18 protein-coding genes and 1 pseudogene are annotated in these 19931 nt (G+C 43.3%); 8 read left to right on the top strand and 11 right to left on the bottom strand.

Annotated elements, in window-relative coordinates; all coding sequences use genetic code 11:
* Positions 1-28: 28 nt before the first annotated feature.
* The gene (locus tag MUN89_RS03715; RefSeq protein ID WP_244711517.1) at positions 29-367 is read left to right on the top strand and encodes a winged helix-turn-helix transcriptional regulator; all 339 of its coding nucleotides are present in this window, start codon (positions 29-31) and stop codon (positions 365-367) included.
* A 158-nt stretch (positions 368-525) separates the two neighbouring features.
* Here MUN89_RS03715 and MUN89_RS03710 read toward each other — a convergent pair whose 3' ends face one another.
* The 8 genes and pseudogenes from MUN89_RS03710 to gnd form a co-directional block, all read right to left on the bottom strand.
* A complete protein-coding gene (locus MUN89_RS03710) occupies positions 526-789 on the bottom strand; it encodes an HPr family phosphocarrier protein (RefSeq protein WP_244711516.1) in 264 nt (87 codons plus the stop codon).
* A gap of 31 nt (positions 790-820) precedes the next feature.
* A pseudogene (dgoD, locus tag MUN89_RS03705) lies at positions 821-1968 on the bottom strand (galactonate dehydratase).
* Positions 1965-2621 carry a bifunctional 4-hydroxy-2-oxoglutarate aldolase/2-dehydro-3-deoxy-phosphogluconate aldolase gene (locus MUN89_RS03700; protein ID WP_244711515.1) on the bottom strand — a complete coding sequence of 219 codons (657 nt, stop codon included), beginning with the start codon at positions 2619-2621 and terminating at the stop codon, positions 1965-1967. The pseudogene dgoD and the gene MUN89_RS03700 overlap by 4 nt, the downstream one beginning before the upstream one ends.
* Positions 2622-2637: 16 nt before the next feature.
* The gene (locus MUN89_RS03695; protein ID WP_244711514.1) at positions 2638-3606 is read right to left on the bottom strand and encodes a sugar kinase; all 969 of its coding nucleotides are present in this window, start codon (positions 3604-3606) and stop codon (positions 2638-2640) included.
* A gap of 106 nt (positions 3607-3712) precedes the next feature.
* A complete protein-coding gene (locus MUN89_RS03690) occupies positions 3713-4993 on the bottom strand; it encodes a TRAP transporter large permease (protein WP_244711513.1) in 1281 nt (426 codons plus the stop codon).
* Positions 4990-5532: a TRAP transporter small permease gene (locus MUN89_RS03685; protein ID WP_244711512.1), complete on the bottom strand. Its 543-nt coding sequence runs from the start codon at positions 5530-5532 to the stop codon at positions 4990-4992. The genes MUN89_RS03690 and MUN89_RS03685 overlap by 4 nt, the downstream gene beginning before the upstream one ends.
* Before the next feature lie 101 nt (positions 5533-5633).
* Positions 5634-6689, bottom strand: a complete 1056-nt coding sequence (locus tag MUN89_RS03680; protein ID WP_244711511.1) for a TRAP transporter substrate-binding protein — start codon at positions 6687-6689, stop codon at positions 5634-5636.
* Positions 6690-6713: 24 nt separating this feature from the next.
* The gene (gene gnd / locus MUN89_RS03675) at positions 6714-7610 is read right to left on the bottom strand and encodes a phosphogluconate dehydrogenase (NAD(+)-dependent, decarboxylating) (RefSeq protein ID WP_244711510.1); all 897 of its coding nucleotides are present in this window, start codon (positions 7608-7610) and stop codon (positions 6714-6716) included.
* Positions 7611-7796: 186 nt separating this feature from the next.
* On the opposite strand from gnd, the gene MUN89_RS03670 reads away from it, so the two are divergent.
* Both MUN89_RS03670 and MUN89_RS03665 read left to right on the top strand, forming a co-directional pair.
* Complete coding sequence (locus MUN89_RS03670) at positions 7797-8654, top strand: MurR/RpiR family transcriptional regulator (protein ID WP_244711509.1); 858 nt, start codon at positions 7797-7799, stop codon at positions 8652-8654.
* A 16-nt stretch (positions 8655-8670) separates the two neighbouring features.
* Positions 8671-10167 carry a gluconokinase gene (locus MUN89_RS03665; protein ID WP_244711507.1) on the top strand — a complete coding sequence of 499 codons (1497 nt, stop codon included), beginning with the start codon at positions 8671-8673 and terminating at the stop codon, positions 10165-10167.
* A gap of 35 nt (positions 10168-10202) precedes the next feature.
* Here MUN89_RS03665 and MUN89_RS03660 read toward each other — a convergent pair whose 3' ends face one another.
* Positions 10203-10955: a MurR/RpiR family transcriptional regulator gene (locus MUN89_RS03660; protein WP_244711506.1), complete on the bottom strand. Its 753-nt coding sequence runs from the start codon at positions 10953-10955 to the stop codon at positions 10203-10205.
* Between the two features lie 149 nt (positions 10956-11104).
* On the opposite strand from MUN89_RS03660, the gene MUN89_RS03655 reads away from it, so the two are divergent.
* The 5 genes from MUN89_RS03655 to MUN89_RS03635 all read left to right on the top strand — a co-directional run bounded on the left by MUN89_RS03655 (position 11105) and on the right by MUN89_RS03635 (position 18634).
* A complete protein-coding gene (locus tag MUN89_RS03655; RefSeq protein ID WP_244711504.1) occupies positions 11105-13069 on the top strand; it encodes a fructose-specific PTS transporter subunit EIIC in 1965 nt (654 codons plus the stop codon).
* Positions 13070-13134: 65 nt separating this feature from the next.
* Positions 13135-15798, top strand: a complete 2664-nt coding sequence (locus MUN89_RS03650; protein WP_244711502.1) for a glycoside hydrolase family 38 N-terminal domain-containing protein — start codon at positions 13135-13137, stop codon at positions 15796-15798.
* The gene (locus tag MUN89_RS03645) at positions 15795-16397 is read left to right on the top strand and encodes an alpha-amylase family glycosyl hydrolase (protein ID WP_244711500.1); all 603 of its coding nucleotides are present in this window, start codon (positions 15795-15797) and stop codon (positions 16395-16397) included. The genes MUN89_RS03650 and MUN89_RS03645 overlap by 4 nt, the downstream gene beginning before the upstream one ends.
* A gap of 29 nt (positions 16398-16426) precedes the next feature.
* Positions 16427-17482: a hypothetical protein gene (locus MUN89_RS03640; protein ID WP_244711499.1), complete on the top strand. Its 1056-nt coding sequence runs from the start codon at positions 16427-16429 to the stop codon at positions 17480-17482.
* A gap of 21 nt (positions 17483-17503) precedes the next feature.
* Entirely contained in the window at positions 17504-18634 is a 1131-nt protein-coding gene (locus MUN89_RS03635; protein WP_244711497.1) for a glycerate kinase family protein, read from the top strand.
* 47 nt (positions 18635-18681) lie between these two features.
* On the opposite strand, the gene MUN89_RS03630 is transcribed toward MUN89_RS03635, so the two are convergent.
* The gene (locus MUN89_RS03630; protein WP_244711495.1) at positions 18682-18834 is read right to left on the bottom strand and encodes a hypothetical protein; all 153 of its coding nucleotides are present in this window, start codon (positions 18832-18834) and stop codon (positions 18682-18684) included.
* Positions 18819-19901: a CHAD domain-containing protein gene (locus MUN89_RS03625; RefSeq protein ID WP_244711493.1), complete on the bottom strand. Its 1083-nt coding sequence runs from the start codon at positions 19899-19901 to the stop codon at positions 18819-18821. Before MUN89_RS03625 ends, MUN89_RS03630 begins: the two co-directional genes overlap by 16 nt.
* Between the last annotated feature and the right edge of the window lie 30 nt (positions 19902-19931).

Below are 19931 nucleotides of genomic sequence, written 5' to 3'. Positions count from 1 at the left end.
GCTATGATAGTCGTAGGAGTGATGAAACATGAATAAATCTTCCATATGCCCGCGCTTCGAGAAGGCCATTGGTCTTTTGAGTAAGCGTTGGACTGGCTTAATTATTTACCATCTGTTAGACGGTCAACAACGATTTTGTACAATCGAGTCAGCTATTGGAATCAGCGGAAAAGTACTTTCAGACCGCTTAAAAGACATGGAAAAAGAGGGGCTGGTGAAGCGTGATGTTTATCCGGAAACTCCAGTCCGAATCGAATATTCTTTAACGGAAAAAGGACGATCCCTTAAACCGATCATGGATGAAATAGAGAAATGGTCACATGCCTGGCTTTCAGAAGAAGGAGACCACCCTGCAGCAGCCAAATAAAAACTTTGCTTACACAGCAAAGTTTTTTTCTTTTATCAGCCCGCACGCAACGTCTATTCTAATGAGCTTACCCGACAGGAATATAGAGAGACTGGTTTGGACAAAAAATAAACTTGCAGAGAAACGAAGTAGTTCTCTGCAAGTATGACTTCTACTACTTATGGCTTTAAGAAGGCTTCTACTTCCTTCAAAGCATCTTCGGCATCCTCGCCAATACATTCCACAATGACTTCATCACCATCATGAAGCTGCAGATTAATCAAACCAAGCAGGCTCTTTAAATTGGCTTCATAAAGGCTGCCATTCACATTTTTCTTTAAAATGATTTCAGAATCGTACTGCTGGATGATTTGGCTTAATTCCATAATTGTTTGTGATTCTTGAATCGAAACGTTCATCGTTTTATTTACTTTTTGCTCCATATCCTTCACCCCTTAATCAATAAATAATACTCTACCACTCTGCAACGCTTCCATCCTTGTGCCGCCATACTGGATTACGCCAGCGGTGACCTTCATTCGCCATTTCCCTGACTTTTTCTTCATTAATCGTTACGCCAAGGCCCGGCCCTTTCAGCATTTCCACTTGCCCATCCTCGTAAGAGAAGATAGAAGGATCTTCAAGGTAGTCCAGTAAATCGCTGCCTTGATTGTAATGAATGCCTAAGCTTTGCTCCTGGATAAAGGCATTATGGCAGGTCGCATCAACCTGCAGACAAGCGGATAACGCAATAGGTCCAAGCGGACAGTGAGGAGCCAGCCCTACATCGTAGGCTTCTGCCATCGTGGCGATTTTTTTGCATTCTGTGATGCCGCCTGCGTGAGAAAGGTCAGGCTGAATCACGTCAACATACCCTTCAGCAAGTACCTTTTTAAAATCCCAACGTGAAAACATCCGCTCCCCTGTAGCGATTGGAATCGAGGTATGAGAAGCAATTTCTTTTAAAGCTTCGTTGTTCTCAGGTAAAACGGGCTCCTCGATAAACATCGGTCTGTAGACTTCTAATTCTTTCGCCAGAATCTTAGCCATAGGTTTATGCACACGGCCATGAAAATCGATGCCTATGCCTACATCTTTTCCTACTGCGTTTCGGACTGCATCCACTCTCTCCAACGTTTCATCCACTTTTTTGTAAGAATCGATATACTGCAGCTCTTCTGTACCATTCATCTTTACCGCACGAAAGCCTCGTTCAACCGCTTCCTTGGCTGCACTGCCTACATCTGAAGGACGATCGCCTCCAATCCAGGAATATACATCAATAGAATCACGGCACTTTCCTCCCATTAGATCGGAAACCGGTGCTTGATAATACTTGCCTTTTATATCCCATAACGCCTGGTCAATTCCAGCAATCGCGCTCATATGGATCGGCCCGCCACGGTAAAATCCTGAGCGGTAGAGAACATTCCAGTGGTCTTCGATAGGCAGAGGATCTTTGCCGATTAAGTAATCTTTCAGCTCATGAACAGCGGCTTCAACTGTAGCGGCTCTGCCTTCGACGACAGGTTCACCCCATCCTTCTAATCCCTCATCTGTTGTTATTTTTAAAAACAGCCACCTCGGGGTACTACAAAAGTTTCAATGTTCGTAATCTTCATGACTGCTGCTCCTCTCTTGCCATTTTTACATTCGCTGTAAACTGTTTTGCGAGAGTCGTAATACCAGCAAAATCCTGTTGTTCCAGTAAACGCTTATTCACGAGTGATCCACCTGCCCCTACAGCCGTGGCTCCGTTCTTAATAAAATCACCCGCATTCTCCGCGGTTACACCACCGGTCGGAATCATCGGGATGTGTCCGAGCGGTCCCTGTAAATCTTTGATATAGGATGGTCCTCCTATGGAAGCAGGAAAAATTTTAACGACGTCAGCTCCCAGTTTATAAGCTTCTACAATCTCAGAAGGCGTCATTACTCCTGGAATAGAGATGACCCCGTAACTATTCGCCATTTGGATGAGGTCTTCATTATAGTTAGGAGAGAAAACAAATTCTGCACCGGCTTGAATGGCAGTACGAGCGGTTTCCGCGTCCAATACCGTTCCTGCACCAACGAGCACGTCTTTGCCTAAACGTTCTTTCGCCTTACGCATTTGGGTAAACGCTTGCTCCGTATCCACGGTAAGTTCCAGTGTTTTCACTCCCCCTTCGACCAGGGCATCTACCAATGGGAGAATATCTTCCGGGCGCGGCTTTCGAATCACAGCTACCACTCCAGATTGCTCGAGCTGCAATAGTTTACTAGCTTTTTCCATAAATAACCCCTCCTCTTTACCTTTCTACATCTGTGCGCGTGTTTTCAGAGTCAATAAATTGATCAAGCTGTGTTCTTGTAGGTACACCTTCCACATCACCATTCATTTGTACAACGAAAGCTCCGACAGCATTTCCTCGTTCAGCTGCTTCTCTTATCGAACCGCCTTCTAGTAAGCGGCTGATCACTCCAGCGGCAAATCCATCTCCTGCACCAATCGGATCGACGACCTGTTTGACAGGGAAGCCTTCCACTTTACCTGACTCGTTTGCAGAATAATAAAAAGCCCCTTCCGCGCCGAGCTTCGTAATGATCGTTTGTTCTTCGTTCGTTAAAAGTGTTTGTGCCGCTTTTTCATAATCTTCTTCACCCGTTAAAAAGTACGATTCTTCGATTCCCGGCAGAATGTAATCAGATAGCGTGGCCATTTCCATCAGTGTCTTTCGTGCTTTGTCTTTGTTCTTCCAAAGCTTAAAACGAAGATTAGGATCAAATACAATTTTCAAACCATTTGCTTTTGCCTGACGGATTGCGTGAAAGATCGTTTCCTGACAGGAGTCGCTTAAAGCTGGAGTTATACCAGTCAAGTGTAAAAACTTTGCCGAAGATAAATAATTCTCATTGATGTCGGCGGGATGAAGCAAACTTGCGGCAGATTGATGACGATAATAATAAACGTTTACTTCTTCAGCCGATAGCTTTTCCTTAAAATATACGGCGGTCGGAGCTTGATTCGTAAATGTAACGGCGCTCGTATCTACGCCTTCCCCTCTAATAAACTTCCGCACATACCTGCCGAAAGGATCGTCTCCCAGTTTACTGATCCACCCTGCTTTAAATCCTAACCGGGAAAGGGCAATTGCCACATTGGACTCAGCTCCACCAATCTGTTTCTGCATCTGGTTGACATACTCTAAGGGGAGTTGGTCAGATGAGCTGAACAACACCATCGTTTCCCCTATGGTTACTACATCTAATGACTTCATCTGCATCCCTGCTTTCTTAGAATTTTTCCCTTTCTATCAAAAACCCCTTGCTGAAAAAAGCAAGGGATTTTTCTTCATTATAAGGGAGGGTGAGGATTCATTCCATTTATTCGGCAAAGCTGATCAGCCATAGAGAGAGCTCTGGTATAAATGTAATCATTAGGAGTGAAAACAACATGGCAAAGAAATAAGGAAGGATCGCTTTTGATAGTTGTTCAATAGACAATCCTGATATTCCTGAACCAACGAATAAATTAACCCCAAGGGGAGGAGTGATAAACCCAATCGCTAAATTCACGACCATAATGATACCAAAATGGATAGGGTCGTAGCCGAGATTGACGGCAATAGGAAGCAGTATTGGAGTTAAAATAATAATAGCTGCCAACGTATCCATAAAACAGCCGACAATGAGCAGCAATACAGTAATCAATAGAATGATAACTATTTCATTCTCAGAGATAGACAGCAGTAGATTCGCTACTTGCGTAGGAATTTGTTCGATTGTTAATAGCCGACCAAAGGCTGTCGCAGAACCGACGATGATTAATACTGTCGCCGTCGTTAAGGAAGCATCTGCTAGCAGCTTAGGTAAATCCTTGATCGCCAGTTCGCGATATAGAAACAACCCGGCGATCATGCCATAGACTACAGCAATAACCGCTGCTTCTGTCGGTGTAAATATTCCGCCATAGATTCCTCCAAGAATGACAACAGGGATAACCAGCGCCCATTTAGCTTCCCAGAAAGTTTTACCAATGTTGGCTAAAGAGGTTTTTTGTTCAGACCCTTTGTAGTTGTGCTTCTTGGAATAGAAGTATGCCCACACCATGAGAGAAAGGCCGACAAGGATTCCAGGGATAATGCCGGCAATGAACATATCACCGATTGAGGCACCGCCGACTACTCCATAAATAACCATCGGAATACTCGGAGGGATAATAACCCCAATTGATCCTGCGGCAGCTACTGTCGCGGTAGCAAACTTTTTATCATAGCCTTGTTTTACCATGGCAGGAATCATGATGCCGCCAATGGCAGCTACTGTTGCAGGTCCTGAACCGGAAATTGCCGCAAAGAACATACAAGTGACGATGGTTGCCATCGCAAATCCGCCCGTCTTATTCCCTACTAATGCGTTAGCGAAGTTAAATAAACGTTCTGAAATACCGCCTTTTCCCATGATTTCTCCAGCAAGGATAAAGAACGGAACAGCCATTAATGGAAAGCTGTCAACAGAAGTTACTAATTCCTTCATCAGGAACGGAAGCGGAATGCCCCCTGAATAAAATAAAGTAAACAATGTGGAAAGACCTAAAGCTATCCCAATTGGAACACTTAAAAGCAGGAGAATGGCGAAGGAACCAAAAAGTACTAATGTTGTCATGATTCATCCTCCTCCCCTTCTTGCTTCAAAATTCGTTCGCGTTCGTCTGCGATCTCCACTTCTTTTTTCCCAATCAGCATTTTAAATTGGGCAATAAGATTTTGGATAAGCCGGATCGCAGACAAGCCAAATCCTATAGGTGTTGCCATATACACAGCCCCCATCGGGATGTGAAGGGCTGGCGATTTCTGTCCAAAACTTAAAAGCTGGCTTGCAATATCAAAACCGTAGTACATAACAAAAAAGCAAAACACTAAGAATAATAGATTTGCAAGCATTGCAACGACCAGTTTTCCTTTTTCTTTTAAAAGAAGCAGCCCGACTTCCACTTTAATATGGCGCTGTTTTTTCACTCCGTAGCTAATGCCTATGTACACTAACCAAATGAAACAGTATCTCCCTAACTCCTCAGACCAAGACAAGGAATTCCCAGAGACACGCATCACGACTTGGAGAAAAATAACCCCGACCATTACAGAAGAGAAAAGGACGAGCAGTACCTCTTCCAGTCTTCGATCTATGGCTCGAATGATGTTCATAATTTCACCTCAACTGACCCTTATAATAAAATCATTAAATAGAAAGAGCGATACGTTGCAAACATGCCTTTGCAACGTACCCTCCTCTAAATCTTGTGTTCTTACTTCGTAGACTCTTCGGCCTCTTCAACCGCTTTATACACTTTTTCTACTGTTTCTTCACCAATTTCACTCTTGTACTTATCAATGACAGGCTGAACGGCTTTCTTCATTTCTTCGCGTGCTTCAGGAGTAATCTCTGTATATTTCATGCCTTCGTCTTGAAGTTTCTTTAGATACTTTTCGTTTGCTTCACGATTCAATTTACGCTCATATTTACCTGCTTCTACTGCAGCATCCTTCACAATTTTCTGCTGCTCATCTGTTAATCCATCATAGAAGGATTTGCTCATTAGGAAAACAAATGGGCTGTAAATATGGTGTGTGTTGGAAACGTATTTCTGAACTTCATAGAACTTCTGAAGATAAATCGTAGCATAAGGATTTTCCTGTCCGTCCACTGTCCCTTGCTGCATGGCAGTAAATAATTCGGTAAATGCCATTGGTGTCGGGTTAGCCCCTAATTTTTTAAACGCATCAAGGTGAAGGTCATTTTCCATTGTACGAAGTTTCAAGCCTTGGAAATCGTCCATTGTCTTAATTGGATGCTTGCTGTTCGTTACGTCACGGAAACCATTTTCCCAATAAGCAAGCCCTACTAAATTCTGGCTTTCCAATTTCTTAAGAATGCCCTGACCTACTTTACCGTCAAGCACCTTATCGGCTACTTCTTCACTCGGGAACAAGAATGGAATATCGAAAACACTGAATTCTGGTACGAAGTTCGCAAGTGGTGCTGTAGAAGGAATCGTTACTTCCTGAGTACCAAGCTGCAGGGCTTCCGTCATAGAACGGTCATCACCAAGCTGTCCGCTGTGATACGTTTCGACTTTGATTTTGCCATCTGTTTTCTCTTCAACGATCTCTTTAAATTTTAATAGTCCTTTATATTGCGGGTGCTTATCATTAAGACCAATTCCAGCTTTGATCACTTTTGCATCCCCGCTGGATGAGTCACCGCCATCTGAACCTCCGCTTGCATCTGAATCACTGTTACCGCAAGCCGCGAGCATAGCAATTAACAAAACTGTAGATAATAGCATTAAAATTTTTTTCATGAATGAAAGCTCCTTTTTATTAATTTAAGATTTTACGACAGCATGGCCGCCGAATTCATTCCTTAAAGCCGCAACTACTTTTCCTGAGAAGGTGTCATCTTCCTGAGAACGATACCGCATCATCAGTGACATTGCGATCACTGGGGCCGCTAATTCAAGCTCCACCGCGGTTTCAACAGTCCACTTGCCTTCCCCGGAGGAATTCATCACTCCCCGAATATCCGCAAGCTTCGCATCCTTGGAAAACGCGTGCTCCATCAGTTCCATCAGCCAGGAACGGATGACTGAGCCATTGTTCCATACTTTTGAGACCGCTTCATAATCATATTCAAAAGGACTCTTATCCAAGATTTCATAGCCTTCTGCAATGGATTGCATCATCCCGTACTCAATGCCGTTATGTACCATTTTCAAGAAATGGCCGCTGCCGGGTGGACCTGAATAGAGGTAACCGCTTTCAACCGCTGTGTCAAAAAAAAGCTGTTCAATGGCCTTAAATTCATCGGCATCTCCGCCGATCATGTAACAGGCTCCATTTCTCGCTCCATCCGTGCCTCCACTCGTACCTACGTCGAAGAAATAAATGCCGTTTCTTTGAAACATCTCTGCATGCTGAAGGCTATTCTTGTAATTTGAATTGCCTCCATCAATGACACGATCTCCCGCTTCTAATAAACGAGAAAGCTTCTCCAGAACTTTAGCAGTGATGTCACCTGCTGGGACCATTACCCAAATCGTCCGCGGCGCTTTCAGCTGATTGACGAGGTCTTCTAAATCTTGAGCCTGATGTGCTCCTTTTGCAGTCATCTGGGCTGACCGTTCCATGTTCACGTCATTTACGTGGACGCTGTGTCCGTTGTCAAGAAGATTTAATCCCAGGTTATATCCCATCTTCCCGAGCCCAATTAACCCTACTTGCATCTCTCAACCCCCTTTTTCCGCCTCAGCAACTCTTTGAAATATTTTTTCTATGTTTCCGATTATACAAGAATTATTTTTTAATACAAGCGTTTTCAAGAAAAAATTTTCACTCTTTTTCGCTTTGTATTGAAATTATTTTCATATACAATAGAGATAACTTGTTAAAGGTAAATAGGAGGAAAATGTATGGCAGATGCTCCGACAAAACACGTAATTAACCGGATAAGGTCTTCTTACAGTCAATTTAGTGAAAAGGAAAAATTGATTGCCGATTATATACTGGAAAATAAAGATGAAATCGTTCATTCGACAATTAATCAAGTGGCCGACGATTTAATGGTCGCGGACGCAACGGTTTTCAGGTTTTGCAAGCGTCTTGGTTTTAAAGGCTATCAAGCAATGAAAATCGCCTTAGCATCAGAAACCGTGAACCCTATTAAAGATATCCATGAAACCATTACTGAAAATGATTCTGAACTGGACATCTCAGAAAAAGTCTTCCAAGCTAATATACGGGCGCTCGAAGCCTCAAGGGATATTCAAAACCAGGATACCCTTGAAAGTGCGTTGAGCTACTTACTTGAAGCTGAACGTGTGTTTTTTTATGGCAGCGGTGGCTCTGGGATCGTTGCCCTCGATGCTCAGCACAAGTTCATCCGTACAGGAATGTCAACTCACGCTTTTGCAGATAACCACCTGCAGTTAATGTCCGCTTCCCAGCTGACGCCTAAAGATCTAGCCGTTATTATTTCCCATACAGGCTCAAACAAAGATGCACTTGATCTGGTTGACGTAGCTAGAGAAAACGGGGCCAAGACGATCGCAATTACCAATTTCGCTAAGTCCCCGCTGACGAAGCTCGTAGATATTTCCCTGTTTACAGTCGCTCAGGAAACCGAATTTCGCTCTGAAGCGTTAACATCGAGAATTGCAGAACTATCGTTAATCGATTCTTTGTTTGTCAGTTACAGCATGAAAACAAAAAACCAATCACAAACGTCCATTCAGAAAATGAGGAAAGCCATTTCCAGGAAGCGTGTATGAAGATAAGGAGGAAATTATGAAGGCCTATGTTATCGGATTAGATTTGGGCACGACCAGTGCTAAATCCATTATTTTTGATCGAAAAGGAAATGTAGTAGCAGAGCATGAAGTCGGCTACCCACTTCATCATCCAGAAGTAGGGTACGCAGAACAAGATCCGCTCGTCATTGAATCCGCAGCTCTTGATGCGATAAAAGGAAGCCTTGCTTCATCCACGGTTTCGAATGAGGAGATTGCCGCCGTAGGAATATCAACAGCCATGCACTCCTTGATATGTATGGATGAAGCCGGTAAACCATTATCCCCTTCCATCATATGGGCAGATGCCAGAAGCGCTAAAGAAGCCGCTGCTTTGAAGAAAAACCGCAGTGATATTTATTTACGAACAGGGACTCCATTACACCCGATGTCCCCTTTATCTAAGCTTGTCTGGATGGACAACCATGACTATGAGCCAGCAGAAAAAGCTGACTTCTTCGTATCAATCAAAGAATTTCTCATCTACCGCTGGTTTAATGAAAAGGTAGTCGATTTTTCCATTGCGGCAGCGACAGGACTGTTTGATATTCATAGTCACGAATGGGATGAGGAGGCATTAAAGCTTGCTTCCATCGAGCAAACACAGTTGTTTACTCCGGTACCTCCGACGTACAGGTTAGACGGTTTATCGAGAGAAAAGGCTTTAGAATCAGGTCTGCTTCCAGAGACCCCGTTTATTATCGGTGCCAGCGACGGGCCGCTTGCCAATCTCGGCATCGGGGCGATTCAGCCAGGAGAGACCGCTATCACTATAGGTACAAGCGGTGCCATCCGCCAATTTTCAAGTGAGCCGCTGTTAAACGACAGTCAGGAGATATTCTCATACAGTTTTACTGAAGATCTATGGATTACAGGAGGTCCTTCAAACAATGGAGGTCTTGTACTTACCTGGCTTCAGCAGCTTTGGCAGAACGGCAGTCATGAAATGGATATTGAAAAATTGAGTGAATTGGCAGATAAAGTGGCTCCAGGAGCCAACAACCTTTTGTTTCTTCCATACTTGAATGGAGAACGAGCACCGTTCTGGAACGCTGAGGCAAAAGGCTCTTTTATCGGTCTTACACCTACCCACAAAAAAGAACACATGACTCGTGCTGCGATGGAGGGCGTTCACTTTTCAATTTTGCACATCGCCAAGGCACTTGAAAGACTAGGCAATCAGCACACGAAAATCTTTGCGAGCGGAGGCTTTGCCAGATCTTCCCTTTGGGTGCAAATGCTCGCTGATATCTTTAACCAGACGATTCATATTCCTCAAAGCCACCAAAGTTCTGCCTGGGGAGCAGCCTGGCTTGCCTTATACGGGATCGGGGAAGTGGACAGCCTGGAAGATATTAAAAATTCTATTCCAATGGATAATTATTACCAGCCGATTAAGGACAATCATACGAAGTACAGAGCGCTCTTCCCTATTTACGAGACAGCATCCGGGCAGATGCAGGATGTTTTCTCCAAACTGCATCAGCTTGATTAAATTAAGAAAACCCACCGAGTAATCGATGGGTTTTTTTAATCTTTTTCAGTTACATATTTTAGGTAGTATTCAAAGATTAGGTCTGCCAGCATGACGAGGGAAGAACGAGCAGATACGTCATAGCCTTCATAGGATGCCTTTTTCACCGGTGCGCTTACGGCTTGTCTGGCAATGGTGTAAAGAGTGCTTGTTGGATCGTTGGTAACAGCAACTGTTGAAATGTTGAGATGGTCAAGCTTGTCTGCTGCTTTCAACAGCGTATCCGTTTCTCCACTCGAAGAAATAAAAATAACGAGGTCATTTTCCCCAATCCAATTGCTGATTAAATCAATCATATGGGATTCATAAATGTAAGTGGATGACCGATTGACCTGCATTAATCGCTTACTTAAGTATTCTCCGATCATTTTAGTTAATCCTACAGAAAGAATGACGATACGATCTGCTTTCTCCACATTTGCCGCAATCGCTTCTAAGTCCTTCGGATGCAAAAGCTTTAAACTTTCATTTATATCATTACGATAGCGTTCAATGGGATTAGGATCATCAGGAAGAACATCGCCTTCCAATCCTCTTAAAAAATACTTAAATTCAGCAAAACCATCCATTCCAAGTTTATGGCACAAACGGACAATGGTTGTTGTGCTGACATTATTTACTTCTGCCATTTTCGTTAATGGCATCGATTTCGATTCTTCCAGGTGCTGTTCCACATAGTAGAGGACATGCTTTTCTGAATGTGTCAGATTCGGAAGGGAAGTTGAAAATGCATCCACCAGTTTTCCCATATGAGGTACTCCTTTGTCTCCATCTAGCTTGAGTATAGCACGAGTGTATGTACAAATGTACATTTCCTGTACAACCGCGCGCGTCATTCCTATGTTACAACTAAATTAAGCAGATGAAAACACTTACAGACAGGAAAGGGTGAAGGGAATTGAAACTAGCACAAATGACGAACCAAGAATTAATCCGGTTCGACCTTACTGAGACGACTAAAGAAGAAGTTATTTGGAAGCTGGCTCAAGAGCTGTATGAACAGGACCATGTGACTTCCACTAAGGAATTTTATGAAACCGTTCTCGAACGAGAGAAAGTTTCTGCAACTGGCATGGAAGCAGGATTAGCGATTCCCCACGGAAAATCAACGGCCGTAAAAAAAGCAGGCTTTGCTGTAGCAAGACTGGAACAGCCGATTACGGACTGGGAAAGCATCGATCCTAATAATCAAGTGGAACTTGTATTTCTTTTGGCGATTCCTGAAGGGGAGGCAGGTTCGACCCACTTAAGCCTGCTTGCTGAGTTAAGCACGAGACTGATGGATAAAGAGTATTATAACGGTCTGATGAAAGCACGAAACCCTAAGCAATTTATCGATGCTTTAGATCATTATGAGAAAGAACAGAAAGAAGAAAATATTCAAGCCGATTCAAAAACTGTGCTGGCTGTCACTGCTTGTGCAGCAGGAATTGCCCATACTTACATGGCTGCCGAAGCATTGGAACAAGCAGGACGTAAATTAGGCGTGAAAGTCTATTCCGAGAAACAAGGCGCAAACGGCCTGGAAGATGAGCATACGTCAGACAGAATTAAACAAGCCGATGCGGTAATCTTTGCCACAGATATCACTCCTAAAGCGAAAGAACGCTTTAAAGGTCTTCCATTCATTCAAACCCGTGTAGCTGCTCCACTTGAACATGGAGAGGAAATGATTGAGCGTGTGCTGAGCAATCCTGACGGTATTGTAGAAGGAAATGGAAGCGACGAGTCTTCTGTACCCTCTCAAAACAAAACTGGCGTATTGGCAGAAATGGGCCAGGCGATCATGACTGGTATTTCTTATATGATCCCCGTAATCGTAGCCGCCGGTTTAATGATGGGAATTGCGAAACTAGGCGCGATTCCATTTGGACTTGTTAATGAGATTAATGATATCAGCTATGCTACTTCCGATAATGAATTCTTTAAGATTCTACACTACTTAGATAAATTTGGTTTTATGATTTTTCAGTTTATGTACCCGATCTTCGCTGCCTTCACTGCCTATTCCCTTGCTGACCGTGTAGGGATTGTATCCGGATTTATTGGAGGCTTGTTTGCTGCCGGGATCCACTATCGTTTCTGGGGAGTGGAAGATGGTGTTCCATCTGGATTCCTTGGTGCTTTAATCCTCGGTTTGGCAGCCGGGTATATCGCCAAATTTTTAAATCAAAAAATCAAGCTTTCGAAGAATTTCCAAGCGATGAAACCGATGCTGATCATTCCAGCCATCAGTGTATTATCTGTTTTCTTATTAAATTTTTATATCGTTGATCCAGTGTTTGGCGGCCTGAACGAACTGCTTCGCACAACCATTGAATCCGCACAGGAGTCAGGAGCCATCGTATTATCGACGATCATTGCAGCAGCTACAGCCTTTGACTTAGGCGGACCGATCAACAAGGCCGCTGGTGCGATTGCTATAGGTCTTGCCGGTGATCAGATTTTCCCACTGACGCCGCGAGTACTCTCTATCGTCATCCCGCCAATTGGACTAGGGCTGGCTACAGTATTGGACCGGTTTGTAGTGGGGCGCCGTGTATTTGATGAAAACCTGCGTATTACAGGGAACACTTCCATTTTACTTGGACTTATTGCCATTAGTGAAGGAGCTATCCCTTTTATGTTGAGAAATCCAATTATTACGATTCCCATCAATATTTTAGGGGCAATTATTGGATCTGTGACAGCTGTTCTTTTAGGAGCTGTGCAGTGGTATCCGCTTCCTGCGTTTTGGGGATGGCCGCTCGTAGAAAATTTGTGGGCTTATATCATCGGTCTTCTCGCTGGTACTTTATTCATTGCTTTTGCGAATATTTTCATACGATTTACGCTGATCAAACGAGGACGAATCAAAATATAAACAAGCTTATGAGCCAGTTCGGGTCCGCTTCGAACTGGCTGTTACCTTAGGAGGGAGATTTTGGTATGACCAAAAAACGTGTCTATGTGGTTCCCCATTCTCATTGGGACAGGGAATGGTATTTTACAATCGAAGATTCAAATATTCTGCTTGCAGAAAATATGGACCATCTCATCCATTTACTTGAAAATAACGAAGACTATCACGGATATGTGTTTGATGCCCAATTATCGATTGTCGAGGAATATTTAAAAGTCCGCCCGCTTCAATTTCAAAGGCTGAGACAGCTCGTAGAAGCGAAAAGGATTTTTGTGGGACCATGGTACACCCAGGCGGACTCTCTACTGGTCCACAAAGAATCGCTCGTGCGTAACCTCCTTTATGGTGTGAAGGGCAGCAAGCGCCTGGGACATTCGATGAACATCGGCTATCTGCCGGATATTTTCGGCCAAAACCGCTATCTGCCTTCCATTTTCAAAGGGTTCGGAATGGATTATGCCATCCTGCAAAGAGGGCTTTATACGGATGAACTTGACGAGAATTTAAACTTTATCTGGGGATCCCCTGATGGAGCACAAGTACAAGCCAATCTGATTCATTTAGGGTATGGACCGGGGAAATTCCTAAGTTCTGATGAGGAATTCCACAAAGGGCGGCTTCAGCCGATGCTTGAAAAATTAGCTAAGCTCAATCGTGATACAAACCACCTGCTTCTTCCGGCAGGAGGAGACCAGGTGCTGGTCAGAGACCACTTTCCGGAAACCATTAATAAGCTGAACGAAAAAGACGACACATATGAATATGTCTTATCAGATTATGAAACGTACATGAATGAAACATGGAACGATCAATCCTTCGACCACATGATCGAAGGAGAATTATTGGCAACAGAAAACTCTCGTATCCACCGTACAATCAAGTCCCAGCGGTACGATATTAAAAAGTTAAACCATATAGCTGAACACAAAATTATCAATCAGCTGGAGCCCTTGGCACTAATCGGCCAGTCTGTCGGGCTGCGCTATCCGCAGGAATGGCTTGATCTTATGTGGAAAGAACTGTTCGACGTCCACGCGCATGACAGCATTGGAGGCTGTAATTCAGATGATACGAATCAAGATATTGTAAAGAGGCTCGTCAAAGTAAATCGCCAGGCAGACGGTTTAATGAACGTCATAAAAAAACAAATGACTTCTGCCGTCAGCGAATCTCAGCAAATGGAGGATATTCTGTTAATTTTTAATACCTTGCCAAAGCCGCATACGACTTCCGTTTCCACGGTACTATTTACGAGGTCTAAAGAATTTTCGATTCAAACAGTCACTCATGAGACTCTTCCATTTACCATAACAAAGCAGGAATATTTAAGCGGCGGCAAAAAAATCGTAGTCACAGCTGATGGAGATAAAGAAGTAGAAATCCCTGGTTACTACCGTACTGAACTCCTTCTCGCTGAAGTGAAAATCCCTTCTTTAGGTTACACGACTCTTCAAGTTGTGAATGACACTAACCCTTCATACCAGCTGGAACAGTCCGAAGACAGCTCCATTCAAAATGAATTTTTTGAGATCAGCCTGGAAAATGGCAGGCTTAATCTGAAAGAATTGGCTGCTGAATTATCCGTTAATGATTTTATACAGTTTGAAGATACAGCTGATGCAGGAGATTCGTATGATTACTCTCCACTTCCGGGAGATCTTCCTATTTTATCCGGAAAAGCTTCTCTTGAATTTGTAAATAAATCAGAGCATGTGGAAAAAATGGTGATCAAACATCACTTATCACTTCCCCCAGACCTTGAGTCCCGGAAGAATAATGGTCCACATGAGACATTGAGCATTGAAACACATGTCGAGCTGAGGAAAGATGAGCCACTTGTCCGTGTCGAACACAAGCTGGACAATCAAATTAAAGATCATAGAGTTCGTGTACTTCTGAAAACCCCTGTTCATGAACCAAAGGAATCGTTCGGCGACCAGGGTTACAGCTTGATTCACCGATCGACCGAAGAACCTAGATTAAAGGATTGGAGGGAAAATGGTTATAAAGAAGCGCCGGTGCCTATTTACACTATTGAACAGTTCGCGGGTGTCTCTGGGGAAGCAGGAACGATGGCTGCTTTTACAAAAGGGTTAAAAGAATATGAAGTGCTTAAACATGAAGGGCAGCTTGCTTTAACTTTGTATCGCAGTGTCGGCTTGCTCGGACGAGATGATCTGCTCTGGCGTCCTGGCAGGGCTTCAGGAATTAATAATAAAGTCGTCACTACACCAGACGCACAGATGCAGGAGACGATGAGCTTTGAATATGCGCTGTCGCTCAGCGGGAATACAGGAACAGAAACGGAATACTTTGAGTTGGCAGACCGTTATTTGGAGCGTTACGTCACTTATCAGCACCAAAGTTTAAATACTTTTGAAGAACGTCTCGATCGGTTCGAGATTCCTCAGCCGCTGAGCTCCCTGCCCTTAGAATATTCTCTGCTGGCAATTGAAAATAAAGATGTTTTTGTGAGTACTGTGAAAAGAGCCCATGAAAAACCATCCGGAATCATGCGCGTATTTAATCCAACATCCAGCCCGGTAGACTTAAAGCTTTCCACAGAACAACCCTTGTCGTTCGATACCGTAAACTTGGCGGAAGAAAAGACAGAAAAAGACGCAGCACCAATTCTTAGCAAAGGTTACCAAACGATCTGTATTCATTTTGAAGAGGAGAATGGAAAATGAACGAACCATTAATGGAGAAGATCAGGCGACATTTAACTGATATTTATGGCCGCGTGGAAGAAAAAGATGTGGAGTTGTTCAGCCAGCTCGTCGATAAGTGGTCCGAAAAAGATTGGCAGCATCCCGCTGTATTAACTGAAAAAAACGTGTATTTAATTGCTTATGGTGACAGCATTTACGAACAAAACACTCCGACGCTACCAACTCTTCACAAATTTTTATCCGAAGAGGTTGGAAACGCGATTACCGATGTCCATCTGCTTCCTATGTTTCCTTTTACATCAGATGACGGATTTTCTGTTTCTGATTATCGTACGATCCATCCTAAATTAGGAGATTGGAGCCATATCCGTTCCTTTTCAGAGGATTACCGGCTGATGTTTGATTTTGTAGCGAACCACATCTCTCAGGAAAGTGAATGGTTTCAACGCTATTTAGCCAACGATTCTAAGTACAAACACTTTTTCATCCCAAAAGAGGATCATTTTGACGCCAGCCGAGTTGTACGTCCGCGCACGTCTCCCTTGTTTCATGAATATGAAGAAGATGGGGGACAAAAACAGCTTGGACGACCTTCAGTAAAGACCAAGTCGATATAAACTTTAAGCACGTTCCTGCCTTAGCAGAAATGACAGATATTCTGCTGGAATATGCCCATCAAGGAGCAACAAGCATCCGCCTTGATGCGATCGGATTTATTTGGAAGGAATCAGGAACTACTTGCATTCATCTGCCCGAAGCTCATTCCATCATTCAGCTTTGGCACACGATTATCAATGCTTTTCAGCCGAATACTCAACTCATTACAGAAACAAACGTGCCGCACAAAGAAAATATCAGTTACTTTGGCAACGGCTTCAATGAAGCCAACATGGTTTATCAGTTTACGCTGCCGCCATTAGTCTTGTTTAGTTTCATCAACCATAATGCAGGAAAATTGACAAAATGGGCGAAATCAATAGACAAGGTGTCTTCTGAAGCCACCTTCTTCAATTTCCTTGCCAGCCATGACGGGATAGGAATGCGCCCTACTGAAGGGATCTTAAATGACGAAGAAAAACAGCAGCTTGTCGATCAAGTGAAAGCCAACGGCGGAGAAGTGTCATACAAAAGTAATCCTGATGGTTCACAGTCTGTCTATGAGTTAAACATCAATTATTCTCAAGCTTTAGTAAATAACGAGGAAGATGTGACTCTTGAGGATGAAATTAGGAAAACCATTGCTGCTCACTCTATTCTTTTTTCAGTTATCGGAGTACCTGCCATCTACTATCATTCTTTACTTGGTTCTACTAACGACGTTCAAGGGTACAAGGAATCCGGCATACCAAGGAGAATCAATCGTGAAAAACTGGAATATTCCCAACTGAAGGCAGAACTTCATAAGAATGGACGACGAGCAGAAATATTTACCCGCTTGAAACAATTGATCCTCTTACGTCAGAATGAGAGTGCCTTTTCCCCTTATGCTGAACAGGAAATCGTAGAATTAGACGACCGTGTATTTTCATTGATTCGAAAGAATAACAAGACGGGGGAAGAATTGTTTTTCGCTGTCAATACTTCACGGAAAGAAGTGACTGTTCCCCTGCCTTTTAATGGACAGGACCTTGTCAATGATCAAGTGGCAGAGAAAACAATCAAACTCCCACTCTATGGATTTACATGGGTAAAACGTCGGTAATTTTTTGGAGGTGTGATTGAGATGAAGGTAGTTTTAGCTCCTGATTCCTTTAAAGGGTCCCTCTCAGCCCAGGAGGTTTGTGAAGCCATGGAGCAAGGAGTCACAGCAGCCGCCCCAGAAGCCGAAACAATCTTAATACCAATGGCTGATGGTGGAGAAGGTTCAATTGACGCATTAACAAAATGGGTTCATAAAGAAGTGCCAATCGCTGTACACGGACCAGACGGGAGTTTAGTAGATACGAGTTATGTCATTCTCTCCCATGAAGGGAAAGAGGTGGCTTTTGTCGAATGCGCCCGCAGTACAGGGCTTGACCTTATACCTGACGAAGGGCGTGATCCGCTCTTGTATAACTCATTTGGACTTGGAGAGCAAATCCGGTCCGCAGTAGAAAAGGGATATCGCGACATAGTCGTATCTCTGGGAGGCAGTGCAACGACTGACGGTGGAACCGGGTTATTGCAGGCTTTAGGCTACAAGCTCTACAATGCAGATGATAAAGAGCTCGAGTGGGATAGGAATATTCTTCTTGAGGCAGATAAAATCGAAGATACTGATTTGGCGGAGAAGTTGAGTAACTGCCAGATCACGATTGCTTCTGACGTCACAAACCCTTTCCATGGAACTAACGGCGCTGCTTATATTTATGGACCTCAAAAAGGAGCATCAAACGAACAAGTCCAACTCTTGGATGAAGGTCTTGTTCGGTTTTCAAAAGCCATTGAAAAATTTAACGGTAGAAATGTACAGGAAATAGAAGGCGCAGGTGCTGCCGGTGGCCTTGGCGGTGCTCTTACCGGAGTACTTAATGCAAAGATGCAGTCCGGATTCGATGTAATAGCTGAACTTGTCGAATTGGAAAAGTTCATAGATGACTCGGATCTTGTCTTTACAGGAGAAGGCAGTCTTGATGCTCAATCTGCCAACGGAAAGGTTCCTGTTTCCATTGGTTTATTAGCCGAAAAGTACAAAAAGCCTGTATTTGCGCTAGCTGGAAAGGTAGATCTCAATGGAGATTACAAAATGTTGACTGCAGTTTTTTCCATTCAATCGGAACCCTTGGATCTAAAAAAAGCTTTGGAGCCTTCACATAGTAAAAAAGCTTTAACCCACACTTCCGAACAGGTTTTACGTACTTTTTTATCCCGATAAATAAAATCCACGCTGCTCCTGCTTGCAGGAAACGCGTGGATTTTCTCTTATACTTTTTCAGCTCTATCTGGACGAATAGTAACCTGTTCTAAGTGCTCTGCCAACTCTTTCTCTAACTCTTTTCTAACTTTTTTCACTACACTCTTATCTTCATCAATTTTTTTACGATGCTTTCGTACTTCTTCTATCCAATTACGCAAATCGTTAATGTCCCGAATTGTCTTTGGAAACTTTTATAATGGTCAGCTTGTTCTTTATAATCCTCGTTATAAATATCGTGAAGATAACGGTAAATATATCGCAAATATTTGGATTCAATTCTCACACGATGCAGCTCATCAAGAGCATCTTCGGAATCTACGCCTTCGTTAGCGGCAGACTGTTGATAGTCTTCTACTTTTTGATTAAATGCCTCTTCATATTCTTCCAGCCTTTTTGTGACGTCGACAATAAACACGTATTTTCTGAATGTACGGTTTTTAAATTCACTCCATAAATCGAGAAACTCCTGATCAATCACTTCAGGTAATTCTTGTTGCATACGTTTTCGGTGCTTCTCTCTTTTTTTAGCTACTTTTTCTGCAACTTGTTGATACACCTTTGCTTTGTCCTCATCTTCTTCATTGTCTGCACGTTTTTCAAATTCTTCGATCAGCACGTCTCTTTCTCTGACCTTGCCTAAAATTCCATGGGCACGGTGTATTTTGTCCATGAGACCGTGATCGCTTGTCAGCCCAATAAATCCTAACAAAGCGCTGAGCCTACGCCCTTTCACTCTCGCCTGATGAACGTCTTCAGTGTTTTCAAAATTTAAGGAAGCAAGGCATTCCTCTTGGTATTCATAGACCAGCTCGTCCACGAAGCTTGTCCATTCATTAGTGTTCTTTTCCAATCCTTCCTGTAAGCACCCCTCGCATATAAATGCTTGCTTTACAGCAAGCAGGGCATCTGTTGATCCACAAATCTGGCACTGGGCCATCTGATCCTGCAGAACAGCTTTATTTTTTTCAAGTGTTATTTCAAGTTCTTTTCCCTGCTCCCATCCAAGCTTTTGTCTTAGTTCTATTGGTATAAGGAGACGGCCATAGTTATCGAGGGATTTCGTATCCTCAGTCTTGTTACCGGTCTTTGCGACACTAATTCCCCGGCTGTCTTTGAAAACTTCAATTGATAACACTTGATTCATAAAATCAAGCTGATCGCGTATTTCCTTAGGAATAACGATTCTTCCCATTTTATCCACCTGTCTGGTAAATACGTCGCCCAATCACGTCACCACCTTCATTCTTTCTTCTTA

The organism is Halobacillus salinarum (genome assembly GCF_022919095.1).
In the GTDB taxonomy this organism is placed as follows: domain Bacteria; phylum Bacillota; class Bacilli; order Bacillales; family Halobacillaceae; genus Halobacillus_B; species Halobacillus_B salinarum.
Note: the sequence above shows the minus strand (reverse complement) of the source record. Positions and strands in the feature narration are given on the sequence as shown.

Excerpts from the sequence above, each read along its gene's own strand:
- MUN89_RS03715 (WP_244711517.1), top strand. The coding sequence starts at position 29 with ATGAATAAATCTTCCATATGCCCGCGCTTCGAGAAGGCCATTGGTCTT.
- MUN89_RS03710 (WP_244711516.1), bottom strand. The coding sequence starts at position 789 with ATGGAGCAAAAAGTAAATAAAACGATGAACGTTTCGATTCAAGAATCA.
- MUN89_RS03700 (WP_244711515.1), bottom strand. The coding sequence starts at position 2,621 with ATGGAAAAAGCTAGTAAACTATTGCAGCTCGAGCAATCTGGAGTGGTA.
- MUN89_RS03695 (WP_244711514.1), bottom strand. The coding sequence starts at position 3,606 with ATGAAGTCATTAGATGTAGTAACCATAGGGGAAACGATGGTGTTGTTC.
- MUN89_RS03690 (WP_244711513.1), bottom strand. The coding sequence starts at position 4,993 with ATGACAACATTAGTACTTTTTGGTTCCTTCGCCATTCTCCTGCTTTTA.
- MUN89_RS03685 (WP_244711512.1), bottom strand. The coding sequence starts at position 5,532 with ATGAACATCATTCGAGCCATAGATCGAAGACTGGAAGAGGTACTGCTC.
- MUN89_RS03680 (WP_244711511.1), bottom strand. The coding sequence starts at position 6,689 with ATGAAAAAAATTTTAATGCTATTATCTACAGTTTTGTTAATTGCTATG.
- gnd (WP_244711510.1), bottom strand. The coding sequence starts at position 7,610 with ATGCAAGTAGGGTTAATTGGGCTCGGGAAGATGGGATATAACCTGGGA.
- MUN89_RS03670 (WP_244711509.1), top strand. The coding sequence starts at position 7,797 with ATGGCAGATGCTCCGACAAAACACGTAATTAACCGGATAAGGTCTTCT.
- MUN89_RS03665 (WP_244711507.1), top strand. The coding sequence starts at position 8,671 with ATGAAGGCCTATGTTATCGGATTAGATTTGGGCACGACCAGTGCTAAA.
- MUN89_RS03660 (WP_244711506.1), bottom strand. The coding sequence starts at position 10,955 with ATGGGAAAACTGGTGGATGCATTTTCAACTTCCCTTCCGAATCTGACA.
- MUN89_RS03650 (WP_244711502.1), top strand. The coding sequence starts at position 13,135 with ATGACCAAAAAACGTGTCTATGTGGTTCCCCATTCTCATTGGGACAGG.
- MUN89_RS03645 (WP_244711500.1), top strand. The coding sequence starts at position 15,795 with ATGAACGAACCATTAATGGAGAAGATCAGGCGACATTTAACTGATATT.
- MUN89_RS03640 (WP_244711499.1), top strand. The coding sequence starts at position 16,427 with ATGACAGATATTCTGCTGGAATATGCCCATCAAGGAGCAACAAGCATC.
- MUN89_RS03635 (WP_244711497.1), top strand. The coding sequence starts at position 17,504 with ATGAAGGTAGTTTTAGCTCCTGATTCCTTTAAAGGGTCCCTCTCAGCC.